Genomic DNA, 14,119 nt, shown 5'->3' on the forward strand with positions numbered 1-14,119 from the left:
CAATGTTTTTACAGTATAAATCTAAAAATTATAGTAAAAAAGAAAATAATAAATATTATTAAAATTATTTTTGTAATATTATCTACAACTTCTTTTTTGATATTCGTTATTATTATGCTTTATAAATATAATTTACTTGATAATGTATTGAATTATATAAAATAGTTTGTTTTAATTATAATTTATATTATTATTTGAAAATTTTAAGTGAGCTTATTTTTCAATTTTGGCGAATGCTGCAAAGAGTAAAATAAAGATTCATATCCTCCTCTTTCAATAAACAAAAACAATGCTTTCATCTGGTGTTGCACAATAAGCCTAGAGCTATACAGATGTTATTGCTTATCAATGATAAAACTCATGTGATTGATGTATAGAAATTACAAAAGATTGAAAGAGTTTTCTCTATGTTCATATTTTCTCACTAATTCCTTTTGAAGAATAATAAAAAAGAGAAAATAAGTGGGAAGGAGATGTTGAGAATTTATAATGAGATTTTCCAATATTGTTAGCGCTTTTGCATTTAATTTTGCACTAATTGCATGTGTGATTTCTTCCAAAATTTCGTTTAAAATTCATCGGTAATCTTTGTTCTGAATGTATTATTGAAGAGCTTTGTTGATGTATCATACAAATGTTTGAGACAAAAAATATCATAATAGTAAACGCTCTAATTTAACAAATTAAACGCTGATTATTTGCACCCAAACAACCAATGCATGTCAAAGTGATTTATATTTTTCCCTCTTTAAAATGTATATTTGAGCTAAATTTGAGGTTGATATTTTTCTACGATGAAAAAAACTATGTGTTATCAAGATATCCATAAATTTTGTAGATCCGTTCAAAAAATACACGATAATCTTACAGTTATTATGATTTTATGCTTATAAAATGAAAAAACATAGTGATATGCATGGCAAATATTTGCGAAAAAATGCTTGTAACAAAAATTATTGAGGCTCTTTGTAGTTTACAATTTTTTTTATCATTTTATTTTACAAAGAAGGGAGTATGTATTCATTTCTCTTGATCTATTTATCTCAAAGGGTGGAGTTATAGTAATGTCAAAAAAAGTCATGATCGTGGAAGATAACGAACTGAATATGAAGTTATTCCGTGATCTTGTCGAAGCGAGTGGCTATGAAACTGTTGAGACGCGCAATGGCCTTATGGCATTAGATTTGGCGCGTTCATCCATGCCTTCTCTTATCCTTGTAGATATACAATTGCCTGAAGTATCAGGGATAGATGTGATTAAGCAATTAAAAGAAGATGAGGAGCTTCGATCTATACCAGTTGTTGCTGTAACAGCCTTTGCGATGAAAGGGGATGAAGAACGAATTCGCGCCAGTGGGTGTGAAGAATATATGTCAAAGCCCATTTCTGTTCCGCATTTTATCTCAATGGTAAAGAATTTTTTAGACTGAAACTTTGCTTAATAATAGTAGAAAAAAGAGACTGAAAAGCGCATGAGATCACTGACCATAGATGGCTAATGTTTCTGTAAAAAGAGAGTGTATATGAATAAGTTATTTATGCTTGAGTTACTAAAGCACAACTTTAAAAAATGTAAATCGAAGTTCTGAAGCTTTTATGGACGATTTCCAGTCCTTACCTACAAAATAAGGCATTTTGCATCCTTATTTTTTCTAAAGATAAAAAACTTCTCTTCTACATTGTCTTCATAAAAAATATTGATAAACAAGCCAAATCTCATGCCATAGGAATATTGTGTTTTAGGAAACAAAAAAGCCCCGTTGAAAACGAGGCTCCATGTATTGCAGAAAAATTAAAATTAGCGTTTTGAGAATTGGAAAGAACGACGTGCTTTTGCTTTACCGTATTTTTTACGTTCAACAACACGGCTATCACGGGTAAGAAAGCCACCTTTTTTCAAGATTGTACGAAGTTCAGGTTCGTAATAGGTTAAAGCTTTGGAAATACCATGGCGCACCGCACCAGCTTGTCCAGAAAGACCGCCACCTGCAACGGTTGCAACAATATCAAACTGGCTATCCCTGTTTGTTGCAACAATTGGTTGGCGAAGAATCATCCTAAGAACAGGACGCGCAAAATATTGGTCAAATTCCTTATTGTTAATGGTAATTTTTCCAGAGCCTGGTTTGATCCACACGCGGGCAACAGCATCTTTACGTTTTCCTGTTGCATAGGCACGTCCTTGAGAATCAAGTTTTTGCACATGGATGGGAGCGACATTTTCATGAGCCTCTACAGTATTTGTGACGACACTAAGCTCAGCAAGAGAATTAATTTCAGCCATAATCAAGCAATCCTTTTGTTTTTGCGGTTTAAAGCACCAACGTCAAGAGATTCTGGCTGTTGTGCCTCATGCGGGTGTTGGCTTCCAGCATAAACACGGAGATTCTTCAATTGACGACGACCGAGAGGCCCACGAGGAATCATACGTTCCACAGCTTTTTCAACAACACGTTCAGGAAAACGACCTTCAAGAATCTGACGCGCTGTACGCTCCTTAATTCCACCAATATAGCCAGTATGCCAATAATATTTTTTATCGGTATATTTTTTACCGGTGAGAGATATTTTATCTGCATTGATCACAATAACATTGTCACCGTCATCAACATGTGGAGTAAATGTAGCTTTATGTTTACCACGCAAGCGGTTAGCAACAAATGTGGCAAGACGACCTAAAACGAGGTTTTCAGCGTCAATAATAACCCATTTTTTCACCACTTCAGTTGGCTTTTGTGAAAAAGTTGCCATAGAAGTATCCTTATATCAAAACCCTTATCACGAAGGGCATTTTTGTTGTTTTGCGTTGAAAATTGTACCATAGCGAAATATTTAACGCGTATTGTCTGCTCTGATATAATGTCTTTTGATTTACGTCAAGAGAAAATAAAAACTTTATAAAACAGTACGTTATCATTGTGGTGCTATGATACCGCATACAGAGAGGTGTTTATGTATATTTTATTGAGAATGAATGTGGCAAAAGACTGTTTTATCTCGAACGCATGATTGTATTTTATTCGCCTTCATTATAAAGTAAGCAACAATGCAGCGGTCCCGTTATTTTCTCAATGTTGAATCTTCTGCTTGTGGTCAAGCTTGGTTGGATGCCCTTGATATTCAAGGGATAAATAATGCGCGCGCTATTTCTCAAAAGTTTGGTTTTCCAGATCAATTAGCTCGTGTTCTCTCGGCAAGAGATGTGGATGAATCAGAAGCAGTTGCTTTTATCAATCCAACACTGCGTACGCTTATGCCTGATCCAGAAAGTTTTATCGATATGCAATGTGCAGCAGAGCGCATCGTGAAAGCTATTTTGAAGCAAGAAAAGGTTGCAGTTTTTGGTGATTATGATGTGGATGGTGCTTGTTCATCGGCGCTCATGGCGCGCTTTCTGCGTTATTTGGGTATCGAAGTAAAAATTTATATTCCTGATCGTATTATTGAAGGATATGGTCCCAATGAACAAGCGATGAGGATGTTGGTACAACAAGGTGCTGATTTGATTATCACCGTTGATTGTGGTGCGAACAGCCCAGATGCAGTCAAAGCAGCCAGACTTGCAGGCGCTGATGTTATCATTTTAGACCATCATCAAATGTCAGAGATTCATCAAGAAGCTGTTGCGCTTGTCAATCCTAATCGTCCTGATGATTTTTCTGGACAAGAGTATTTATGCGCTGCTGGCGTTGTCTTTGTTACCTTAGCGTGGGTCCATCATTTATTGCGAAAGAAGAAATTTGCAGGAAAACTTCCTGACCTTCTCAGTATGCTTGATCTTGTTGCCTTGGCAACCATATGTGATGTCGTTCCCTTACAAGGTGTTAATCGTGCTTTTGTGGTAAAAGGACTCGAAGTTGCGCGTTCTATGCATAATCACGGGATAGGAGCTTTAACAAAGGTTGCGCATATAGGTGAGCCACTGAATAGTTTTCATTTAGGTTTTTTGTTAGGTCCAAGGATTAATGCGGGAGGGCGTATTGGCGACCAAGCTTTGGGAGCACGTTTGCTCAGTTGTGAAGATAAAGATGAAGCATACAAAATAGCAGAACAATTGGATTTTCTTAATCAAGAACGCCAAAAAATGGAGAGTATTCAATTAGCGCAAGCAGAATCTTATATTAATTCTTTTTATCAAGATAGGGAAACGCCTCTGTCCCTTGTACTTGCTCACCAAGAATGGCATCCAGGAATTATTGGTATTCTTGCATCCCGCTTAAAAGAGCGTTTTTTTTGTCCTGTTTTTGCCATTGCTTTGAAAGAAGATGGAAGTGGGGTTGGATCGGGACGTTCAATCAGTGGTATAGATTTAGGAGCCCTTGTGCGTGAAGCTGTTAGACTCAATTTATTAGAAAAGGGGGGGGGGCATAGTATGGCAGCAGGACTCACAATCCAATCAACAAAAATTGAAATTTTTCGAGAATGGCTAGCAGAAAAAGTTTCTTTAATGGTTTCACAATTGCGTGCTAAAAAGTCTCTCAATATAGATGGTTGTCTTTCTGCTTCTGGTGCTAATAAAGCGCTTTTTGATATGATTGAAAAAGCCGGCCCCTTTGGTTCGGGGAATACAACACCTGTTTTTGTTCTTCCTTCTCACCGATTAATGAATTTGTCTGAAGTGGGTAAAGGACATCTTCGCCTTATGATGGCTAATATGGAAGGCAAAAGGCTGCAGGGAATAGCTTTCCGTGCTGTGGGGACATCACTTGGTGATTTTCTGTTGAGAAATGTTGGTGAAATGATCCATTTGGCTGGTAACTTGAGTTTGAATTATTGGAATGGAACAATCAATCCACAGCTACGCGTGATTGATGCAGCAGCAGTGGTTTGAAGAGGGAATTTTTTTGCACGTTAAATATCGAGATTGGAAGCAAAAGTAGAGTTTTCTTGTATAAAACGAAACCGTGCTTCTGGTTTTGTTCCCATGAGACTTTCTACAATATTTTTCGTTTTTTGCATTTCCATTGCGTCAATAGAAACGCGTAGCAATGTACGTTTCTCAGGATGCATCGTTGTTTCTTTAAGCTGGTCAGCGCGCATTTCTCCAAGTCCTTTAAAACGTCCAATTTCAATTTTAGCTTTCCCTGTGAATTCAGTTTTTAACAATTCATCTTTATGCGTATCGTCACGCGCATAAGCAATTTTTCCTCCTTGTGAGATTCTATAAAGGGGAGGGACCGCCAGATATAAATGTCCCTGACGAATAAGATCGGGCATTTCTTGAAAGAAAAAAGTAATAAGGAGTGAGGCGATATGGGCACCATCAACATCTGCATCCGTCATAATGATAATACGTTCATATCTGAGATCTTTTTCAAGATATTTAGAGCCTGTTCCACATCCAAGCGCAAGGATAAGATCACTAATTGTTTGGCTTGAATTCATTTTTTCGTGTGCAGCACTGGCTACATTAAGTATTTTCCCACGAAGAGGTAAAATCGCTTGATTTGCTCTGTTTCGGGCTTGTTTAGCGGAACCACCAGCAGAATCACCTTCAACAATGAATAATTCAGCGCCAGCAGCACAGTTTTGGCTACAATCTGCGAGTTTCCCAGGCAGGCGTAATTTACGCACAGCTGTTTTTCGGTTTATTTCTCTGTCTTGGCGGCGTTTAACGCGCTCCTCAGCACGTTCAATAACCCAATCAAGGAGTTTTGTTGATTCTTGTGGAGAATTTGTCAACCAATGATCAAAAGGATCGCGTATTGCATTCTCAACAATACGCTGTGCTTCAATTGTTGCTAGTCGATCTTTGGTTTGTCCAACAAATTCAGGATTTTTTATAAAAACTGAAAGTATTGCAGCCGTTGAAATCATCACATCATCGGATGTAATAATAGCAGCACGCTTGTTTCCTATTAATTCAGCGTAAGATCTCAATCCGCGCAAAAGAGCTTGACGCAGTCCCATTTCATGTGTTCCACCTTCTCCAGTGGGAATAGTATTGCAGTAAGATTGTACATGAGCATCACCACCATGCCAAGCAATAGCCCATTCAACAGAGCCATGACCATTAGAGTGATTTGTTTTTCCAGAAAAAATTTCCGATGTTACGCGATATTCATCTTTGAGTGATGAGAGCAAATAATCCTTAAGTCCATCAGGAAAGTGGAAAACAGCTTTTTCGGGAATATTTTTTGTGTCTTCAAGGATGAAAGGATCACAATTCCAGCGAATTTTTACACCACCAAAAAGATAGGCTTTTGAGCGTGCCATTGTGTAAATTTTTTCTGGATCAAAAGCGGCTTTTTCGCCAAAAATTTTACTATCAGGATGAAAACGAACGCGCGTACCACGACGATTATAAACATCACCTAAATCTTCCAATCCAGATTGAGGAATACCCCTTGAAAAGCGTTGTCGATAAAGCTTTCGTTCTCGTGCTACTTCGACTTCCATATCGTCAGAAAGAGCATTGACGACAGAAATTCCTACTCCATGGAGTCCTCCAGCAGTCTGATAAGCTTTTCCATCAAATTTTCCACCTGAATGGAGTTGTGTCATAATAACTTCAAGAGTAGATTTATCAGGCATTTGAGGATGATTTTCAACAGGAATGCCACGTCCATTATCCGTAACCGTTAAATAACCATTTCTATCTAATGATACGTCAATGAAATCTGCATAACCAGCAACGGCTTCATCCATGGCATTGTCAATAATTTCAGCAAACAAATGATGAAGTGCTTTACTATCTGTTCCACCAATATACATTCCAGGGCGTAAACGTACAGGTTCTAATCCTTCAAGCACGCGAATAGAGAGAGCATTATAGCTATCTTCTTGTGTATCTTTTGTATTTTTTTTCGAAGCTATTGCTTCTGAGTTCATGGGAGGTTGCGGATTTTTTGTTTTTGTATTGATCCGAGACTGCGCATTATTCAAAATACTAAAAAGATCTTTGCTGTTATCGCTCATAGCGTTTGATTATCCACCTCATAAAATATAGTTTTCACGAAAATAAATTTTATGCCTGTTTTTTATTTAAAAATCAATGCAGTTAGGAAATATCAATGGTTGGACCGAAAATTTGTTCAAAGGTTTGTTTGAGTGCAATATCAATATCATGCATTGTTACAGGAAAACCGAGATCAAAAAAGCTAGTTACACCATAATTAGTAATGCCACAGGGAACGATCCCTGAATAGTGCGCTAAATGAGGATTAACATTGATAGCAACTCCATGAAAACTCACCCATTTACGCACGCGAATGCCAATAGCTGCAATTTTATCTTCAGAAGGCAAACCGCTTTGTGTTGATGGGAAATTGTGTCGTTGAACCCAGACACCAACGCGATTCTCACGGCGTTCACCTTTAATATTAAATTTTGCAAGCATTTGTATAATCCACTCTTCGAGTGCACTAATAAAAGCACGGATATCTTGTTTTCGGCGTTTAAGATCAAGCATAATATAAGCAACACGTTGCCCTGGACCATGATATGTAAATTCACCACCACGCCCTGCTTCATAAACAGGAAACAAATGAGGTGCTAAAAGATCTTTTTTATTTGCACTTGTACCAGCTGTATAAAGGGAAGGATGTTCAAGGAGCCAAACCTGTTCAGGGGCTTTTTTTGCAAGAATGTTTTCTACATGCTCTTGCATATAACGCAGTGCTTTAGGATATTCGATCAAGCTATTGCTGACTTTCCATTCCACTGGTGAACTTGCAGAAACCGCTTTAAATTGATGTGATAAGTGATCACGATCAACATGTTTTAATTCAAATGTCATGAGCAATATTTATGTTGGTGTTTAAAGTAGCATTATATCAATAAAAGAGCTATAGAGTAAGATGTCAAATATTTTATTAAAAGTAAGATAATACAGTTGCAAATTTTATCTTAAGAATTTGCTACGTTTGAAGAATCTGTTTTTATTTTACCATCTTCCTGTTGCACCACCACCACCAGATGATCCACCACCACCAGAGAAACCACCTCCTCCAGATGATCTCCTTCCTCCAAATGATCCTCCACCTCTTGAACCGTTGCCAAAGATATCATCAGAATGTCTGCCGCCAGCATTTAAATTAAAAAACCAAGGTGTAAAAACGATTCCCATCCAGAGATATTTTTGGGGTCCTACTTTTTTTCCAAAGATCATTGCAAGAATAGGCAAACCAAACATGATAAAAAATATTAAAAAGATGATTGCACTCGCTATCATTTCTTCTTTTTCAGCTTGTTTGCGTTGTGCTTCAACAATTTTAGCCTTTTCTTTGATTCGAATAGAAAAATCAGAATCATTTTCTGTAATGACACTGATAATAGCATGAACTGCTTCGACAATTCCTTTTTGATAATTTCCTTCACGAAAATTGGGAAGAACAAAGCTATTAATGATAACTGCGGAAAGAGCGTCTGTGAGTACGCTTTCCAAACCATAGCCTACTTCAATACGCATCTCACGTTCATTGGGGGCAATGACAAGCAATACACCATTGTTGATTTGTTTCTGACCTATCCCCCATCTGCGAAAAAGAGCATTACTGTACGTCTCTATATCGCTTCCTGAAAGGGTAGGAAGAGTTACAATGACAATTTGATCTCCAGCTTTTTCTTCGAGTTCAGCTAATTTTTCTGTTAGATTCTGCTTTGTTGCATTATCCAGCAAATGAGCCACATCGTTAACATAGCCTGTTAAGGGAGGAAATTTGTTCTGTGCGTAAGTGACATTCCCCAATACAATGACTAGATATAGAGCACTTAAAAAAGTCCATAAATATAATAAAACATTGCGTTGTATAGAATGTCGAAACAGTTTCATTAATTAAAATTGACCTTTGGAGTTTGCTGACTATTGGCATCAATCGTAAATGTTGGCATAGGCTTAGCATCACGAAACCATAATTTTGCCCAAATTATTGTTGGCATTGTCTTAAGTGCTGTATTGTAAATACGGACTGTTTCAATATAATCACGGCGTGCAACAGAGATACGGTTTTCAGTTCCTTCTAATTGTGATTGAAGAGAAAGAAAATTCTGATTTGCTTTAAGATCAGGATAATTTTCGACAACAGCCATAAGACGTGAGAGAGCGCTTGATAAATTTGCTTGATTGTTGAGATATTGTTGCATCATTTCTGGGTTATTTAACATATCTGCGTTGATGTTTACTTGCGTTGCTTTAGCACGTGCTTCAATAACATTGGTAAAAACAGCTTGTTCATGAGCAGCATAGGCTTTGACAGTTTCTACGAGATTAGGAATAAGATCTGCACGGCGTTGATATTGGTTAAGTACTTCACTCCATGCGGCATGTGCTTTTTCTTCATTTGTTGGTATTGTATTAAATCCGCAGCCACTTAGGAATGGCACTAAAAGCGTCAAGAAAAGAACAATTAAAAATTGTCTTACCATTTTAGTTATGGAATAAGTGTGTGGAATTGAAACAGCTTGTACATTTAACATAAAGGCATCTCCGCAGCGATTTTATGTAGTATATAGGATATATCTTTTTGATGAAAAGTCTTTTTAATTTTAGAAAAAGAGTTTCATGAATGAATTAACCTTCTTAGACATTGTGTCGTACTTTAGTAATTGATTGATAGTAAAATCAATAATATACATGTAAATATACGCTCATAAATACTAAATTATATTTATATATTATTGCAAGTTATTTTCAAAAAAAGAATACTTCTTATTTTAAAAATCGCTTCTTTTTTAGAGATAACAATGAGAAATAAAGCTTTAGACGACTTTAAGAGCTACGGATATAAAAATTTGTCAATTTTATTCCATAAGTAAACGTAAAAATAAAATTAATATTAAAAAAAGAAAATATTGTGCACTTTTTAATAAAACAGTATACTAACTTGATTATCGTATGTCATACACCAAGCAAAATTCTGCTAATGAATGTGGGCAATAAAAGAAACAGGCGTGTAATTTCTTTATTTTGATCACTATTTCTATTATGGAGGAGAGGGCATAAGTTTATTATACTCTTTGGTAAAAAAATCAGATTTGACCGCGTTTTTAAATTCGAATATTCATTCAAAATGTGGTCTTATGAGTACTTTCCAACTAAGATACCAAAGACATTTTAAGTATTACGCAGCAATTAGCTATTGAGATAATGAAATTAGTGTACTTCTTTGATTATGAGTGATAGCTATGGCAAACGGATATATCCAATCCTGAAAAGGTGTATACGAGTACTTACTTTCTTAAACTAAAAACCTCATATGCATGCACTGAATGGAAAAGTGCAACTCTCACCGAAAAATTTACTGCATAGAAAATGGGATGCTGACACGGGAATACAGGTGTAATCTGCAAGAGTGCAAATGACCGTTACAGGATAATTGCTGTCTAGCATGTTTCTCAACTGGAATATTGCAAACAGCAAAGAAATTTTTATAGATTGACTATAACTTAAGCTATAATTGCTCTCTATTCGGCGAAATTGGCCAAATACATTTACCATATCTATTGATCAAAGATAACCTCTAAGTATGGGCAGTCACTGTAAGTCTACTATGATTTCTCAGTATTTATAACCTGCGATTTATGGTACATTTTGGTGATAGTAAGGTCAATAAGATAGCTAAAACTTTCACTAAAGAGATGATCACTAGTTTTAATTTATTAAAATTGGAAGAGTACGCTAGATGAATTCATAACTCAGTTATATGTATAAAAATAAGGAAGCATTCATGCTCGTATCAGCTCTAGCGGGGATCTAAATGCTGATATGAATAGCAATAAACAAGACTATGAAAAGATTTTGCTGAAAGTCGTGCAACTTGTTATCAAAAAATGAAATTATCCAAAGAAAATAAAAAAAGAAAACAAAGATAAAACGGTTCCTGTCGTTATATTAATATATCCTTTTATGCGTTGCTTTTTTAAAATGATACGCGCAAATGATATAAAAATGGTCATCAAAGTAAACCATGCAAATATATTAAAGGAATGTATGGTTACAAGTTCAAACCCTATTTTAATATTACCACCAGAAAACAGGAATTTTGGAAAAGCTGCGATATAGAATATCGATACCTTTGGGTTTAGTATTTGCGTCATAAAACCATCTACGTAGCTGGTTAAAATCTTTACCTCATCCTTAGTATTGCTTTCATTTTGTGATATTATTTCTCTTGAATTTAAGTTGTTTATTCCGAATTTAAGCGATTTAACTCCCATATATAATAAATAGCAGCCGCCCATAAGTTTTACTAAAAAAAAGAGCGTTTTATTGTTGAGAATAATTGCTGACACACCTAATATGGAAAATGCTCCATGCGCATATGTTGCTGTGCATAATCCAGCAACGTTAGCGAGAGCATTCTTTTTTCCCAATCTCGTTGCGCTATCGATGATAAGAGCCATATTGGGCCCAGGGGATATGACTAAAAATAAGGAGACTATAAAAAAGGTAACTATTTGATGATTCATTTGACCTTTATTTCTGAAACTAATTTATCTTCTTGGTATAATTCTATTCTATCAAGTGAAGAAAGTTTGCCTACACCTTGTGGAGTGCCTGTATATATTATATCGCCACTCGTGAGTTGGATGTAGCGACTTAAGAATGATATTATTTTCTCAAAGCCAAAGATCATATCTTTTGTATTGCCCAATTGCCTCGTTTTACCATTTAGCTTCATTTCAAAAGTTATTGGGTTGTTTATTCTTTCTTTGCTTATGAAGTCAGAAACGTATGCGGCTCCTTTAAATCCTTTAGACAAAAGCCAAGGAAGCTTTTTTTCTTTTAGTTTTGTTTGTAAATCCCTTGCTGTGAGATCAAGACCTACCGCTACTGCATCATAACATTCTTCAGCTTCTATTTCATTGACCATAAAAGTGTCCTTTGAGATTCTAAGCACAATTTCAGTTTCAAAATGTATTTCTTGAGAAAAGTCAGGGAGACAAATTTGATTTCCTAACACAAGTGAACTGTTTGGCTTGCTAAATATAACAGGCTCATCTTCAACAACATTGCCCAGTTCATATGCGTGTTCTACATAATTGCGTCCAACGCAGAAAATATTATTCATCATAGGAGACCACTAAGTTTTTCATTTTCTTTTTGTATAGACAAGATATAACAGTTGCAACAATATCTTTTCTCATATCAATATGAGAGCTTTCTGAAAAATATGCATTATGTGGGTTAATAACCAACCTTGATGATAGCCAATCAGCATTATCTCTCCAAGCTTTAATGAGAGGGTGGCTATTTGGTGGCTCTATGGGCAGAACATCAAGGAATGCATGAAACTCAGGATTCTTCCTTAGATGTTTTTTTAAACAATCAAAATCACTCAAGATCTTACCCCTTGCAGTATTCACTAAGATAGCGTTTTTCTTCATCTTTTGGAGGAATTCTGAATTAATCATTCCCATGGTCTTTTTTGTAAGAGGACAATGCAATGATACTACATCAGATTCTTCTAAAAGCGCGTTCATATCTTCTAGAAGTTTAAAATTGAGTGATTTTGCTAAACCTTCATCAATATATGGATCATAGACAATCACTTTAAAATTCAAAAGGCTTTAATCTTTCCAGTATTGTTTTTGTTAGTTTATCCAAGCCAATCAATCCAATGTTTTTGTGCTTTGGACGGAATATTTTAAGATTATTTTCTCGTCATGTTTCATCGTATTTTTGTTCAACTATTATGTCTGGATGCTTGCCAGAAGCCCTCAAAATTACGGTTAATGCGGTATGGAGGGGGGCGCTTACCATGTCCATCATAATACTGATTGCGTTTTTAGTTTGGTCAATGAGTTTGGAAGCATTTCCTTAGTGATTGGTATCTTAACATAAAGGACTTTCTCTTCTCACCATTTGTTCTCTTAATTATACGAATGACAAACACCACAGTAGTAATGATACTCATCGCTACCACTGCGCAGTAGTTTTTGCTGCTATGCAAAGCTCCCAATATTCATATCTGTTGCTTTGGAAATACCACTTTTCTATTCAGTTTATTGTTGTTCTGTATTACTTCTATATCAATAAACGATACTTTTCAAGTTTAGTAGTATGTATATTTCACGAGTAGATACGAGCTTTAATATATCTATATATGTGATAATATTTGATCTTTTCGCGTTCATTGATCTGAGCTTCTTTGTTCAATATTTGTAAATTATGGAGATCTTATACCTTACATAAACATTAAAATTACTAATGAAGGAATTACCTCTGAACAGAAAAGGCAACTAATCGAAGGAGCAACACAATTATTAGTTGATGTTCTGATTCTTATCACTTAAAGCAACGAGAAGATGGCTAAGATAGATGCAAGAATATTAAAATATGTTGGTGGCAAAATCAAGTTGGCGAAGATTGTGTAGTGGCGGTTTTGATATTTTAGCATATAGCAATAAGCGAGTACAAACATATAAATAGAGCATATCGCGAATAGAAACATCACAACTTTTGTTGAAATATTCTCTACATAGGTATAGAGTCTCGGAAAATCACGACTAAAACAGGAGGAGTTCTTGAGTAATATCCCGACTTATTCTGTCATCCCAAACCTATAGTTGATATACGTATCAAACGTAGAGTATTCTAATGCTTTTTACAAATTCATCGAGACCAGCTTCATCATCCTGTTTCCCTTTACGACGCTTGCCTACCTGTGTATCCGAACACACTGCAAAGGAACGCAAGGGTATCTCTGTATCTGCTGTCCATTCTCTTATTGTTTGTGACATTAAAGAAAGAGAGGGGACAAGAAATAAAACACGTTTACCTTGACCAGCAAGGGCTTCTGCTATCTTCAGACTGGTAAAGGTCTTGCCCGTTCCACACGCCATAATCAGCTTGCCACGGTCTGCTTCTTTTAAGCCTTCACAAACTCTCTCAAGTGCTTCTATCTGATGATCTAAAAGCTTTTTTTTCGGTTGCTCTTTAAGGACGGCTTGTCCTCGTTCTTTATAAGCCCCCCAATCGATTTGACTGTTTTCTAAATCAAACAGATTAATCTGTTGAATGCGAACCTCTTGACCATCACAAGTGTTGTTAGCATTATCACTCCAATTGCTTTCGGTGCTATCAACCAAAATACGACGCGTAAAAATCTTTTTCCCAGAGGCAGCGATAAAGCTATTAATATCTTCTTTTTTAATGATGTGAGAAGCATCATAGCAT

General features: G+C 36.0%; 12 protein-coding genes and 1 pseudogene. 3 read left to right on the forward strand and 10 right to left on the reverse strand.

Going from position 1 to position 14,119, the window contains the following annotated elements:
• The first annotated feature begins 1,064 nt into the window (after positions 1-1,064).
• Positions 1,065-1,430, forward strand: a complete 366-nt coding sequence (locus PVV68_RS08100; protein WP_208441924.1) for a response regulator — start codon at positions 1,065-1,067, stop codon at positions 1,428-1,430.
• A gap of 368 nt (positions 1,431-1,798) precedes the next feature.
• Here the strand turns inward: PVV68_RS08100 and rpsI are convergent, their stop codons facing one another.
• Together rpsI and rplM are read right to left on the reverse strand one after the other, a co-directional pair.
• A complete protein-coding gene (rpsI, locus tag PVV68_RS08105; RefSeq protein WP_273720992.1) occupies positions 1,799-2,284 on the reverse strand; it encodes a 30S ribosomal protein S9 in 486 nt (161 codons plus the stop codon).
• A 2-nt stretch (positions 2,285-2,286) separates the two neighbouring features.
• Complete coding sequence (gene rplM / locus PVV68_RS08110) at positions 2,287-2,751, reverse strand: 50S ribosomal protein L13 (RefSeq protein WP_273720993.1); 465 nt, start codon at positions 2,749-2,751, stop codon at positions 2,287-2,289.
• Positions 2,752-3,046: 295 nt separating this feature from the next.
• On the opposite strand from rplM, the gene recJ reads away from it, so the two are divergent.
• Positions 3,047-4,831, forward strand: coding sequence for a single-stranded-DNA-specific exonuclease RecJ (gene recJ / locus PVV68_RS08115; RefSeq protein WP_273720994.1), 1,785 nt, complete (start codon positions 3,047-3,049; stop codon positions 4,829-4,831).
• A 20-nt stretch (positions 4,832-4,851) separates the two neighbouring features.
• Here recJ and parE read toward each other — a convergent pair whose 3' ends face one another.
• From parE to PVV68_RS08150, 7 genes are all read right to left on the reverse strand, one after another.
• A complete protein-coding gene (parE, locus tag PVV68_RS08120; protein WP_273720995.1) occupies positions 4,852-6,918 on the reverse strand; it encodes a DNA topoisomerase IV subunit B in 2,067 nt (688 codons plus the stop codon).
• Between the two features lie 82 nt (positions 6,919-7,000).
• Positions 7,001-7,738, reverse strand: a complete 738-nt coding sequence (gene lipB, locus PVV68_RS08125) for a lipoyl(octanoyl) transferase LipB (RefSeq protein WP_273720996.1) — start codon at positions 7,736-7,738, stop codon at positions 7,001-7,003.
• Between the two features lie 147 nt (positions 7,739-7,885).
• Entirely contained in the window at positions 7,886-8,773 is an 888-nt protein-coding gene (locus tag PVV68_RS08130; RefSeq protein WP_273720997.1) for a YgcG family protein, read from the reverse strand.
• Positions 8,773-9,417, reverse strand: coding sequence for a LemA family protein (locus tag PVV68_RS08135; RefSeq protein WP_273720998.1), 645 nt, complete (start codon positions 9,415-9,417; stop codon positions 8,773-8,775). Before PVV68_RS08135 ends, PVV68_RS08130 begins: the two co-directional genes overlap by 1 nt.
• A gap of 1,359 nt (positions 9,418-10,776) precedes the next feature.
• On the reverse strand, positions 10,777-11,343 hold the full coding sequence (locus tag PVV68_RS08140; RefSeq protein WP_273720999.1) for a LysE family translocator: 567 nt from the start codon (positions 11,341-11,343) through the stop codon (positions 10,777-10,779).
• A 62-nt stretch (positions 11,344-11,405) separates the two neighbouring features.
• Positions 11,406-12,014, reverse strand: coding sequence for a fumarylacetoacetate hydrolase family protein (locus PVV68_RS08145; protein WP_273721000.1), 609 nt, complete (start codon positions 12,012-12,014; stop codon positions 11,406-11,408).
• Positions 12,004-12,504, reverse strand: coding sequence for an NAD(P)-dependent oxidoreductase (locus PVV68_RS08150; protein ID WP_273721001.1), 501 nt, complete (start codon positions 12,502-12,504; stop codon positions 12,004-12,006). The genes PVV68_RS08145 and PVV68_RS08150 overlap by 11 nt, the downstream gene beginning before the upstream one ends.
• A 633-nt stretch (positions 12,505-13,137) precedes the next feature.
• On the opposite strand from PVV68_RS08150, the gene PVV68_RS08155 reads away from it, so the two are divergent.
• On the forward strand, positions 13,138-13,236 hold the full coding sequence (locus tag PVV68_RS08155) for a tautomerase family protein (RefSeq protein WP_404978440.1): 99 nt from the start codon (positions 13,138-13,140) through the stop codon (positions 13,234-13,236).
• Between the two features lie 321 nt (positions 13,237-13,557).
• On the opposite strand, the pseudogene PVV68_RS08160 reads toward PVV68_RS08155, so the two are convergent.
• Positions 13,558-14,119, reverse strand: a pseudogene (locus PVV68_RS08160) (DEAD/DEAH box helicase family protein); the annotation flags it as partial.

The sequence above is a fragment of the Bartonella sp. ML69XJBT genome (genome assembly GCF_028618515.1).
Taxonomy (GTDB): Bacteria; Pseudomonadota; Alphaproteobacteria; order Rhizobiales; family Rhizobiaceae; genus Bartonella.

Coding starts and splice junctions, on each gene's coding strand:
- PVV68_RS08130 (WP_273720997.1), bottom strand. CDS start 8,773: ATGAAACTGTTTCGACATTCTATACAACGCAATGTTTTATTATATTTA.
- rpsI (WP_273720992.1), bottom strand. CDS start 2,284: ATGGCTGAAATTAATTCTCTTGCTGAGCTTAGTGTCGTCACAAATACT.
- PVV68_RS08145 (WP_273721000.1), bottom strand. CDS start 12,014: ATGATGAATAATATTTTCTGCGTTGGACGCAATTATGTAGAACACGCA.
- lipB (WP_273720996.1), bottom strand. CDS start 7,738: ATGACATTTGAATTAAAACATGTTGATCGTGATCACTTATCACATCAA.
- PVV68_RS08135 (WP_273720998.1), bottom strand. CDS start 9,417: ATGTTAAATGTACAAGCTGTTTCAATTCCACACACTTATTCCATAACT.
- PVV68_RS08140 (WP_273720999.1), bottom strand. CDS start 11,343: ATGGCTCTTATCATCGATAGCGCAACGAGATTGGGAAAAAAGAATGCT.
- rplM (WP_273720993.1), bottom strand. CDS start 2,751: ATGGCAACTTTTTCACAAAAGCCAACTGAAGTGGTGAAAAAATGGGTT.
- parE (WP_273720995.1), bottom strand. CDS start 6,918: ATGAGCGATAACAGCAAAGATCTTTTTAGTATTTTGAATAATGCGCAG.
- recJ (WP_273720994.1), top strand. CDS start 3,047: ATGCAGCGGTCCCGTTATTTTCTCAATGTTGAATCTTCTGCTTGTGGT.
- PVV68_RS08100 (WP_208441924.1), top strand. CDS start 1,065: ATGTCAAAAAAAGTCATGATCGTGGAAGATAACGAACTGAATATGAAG.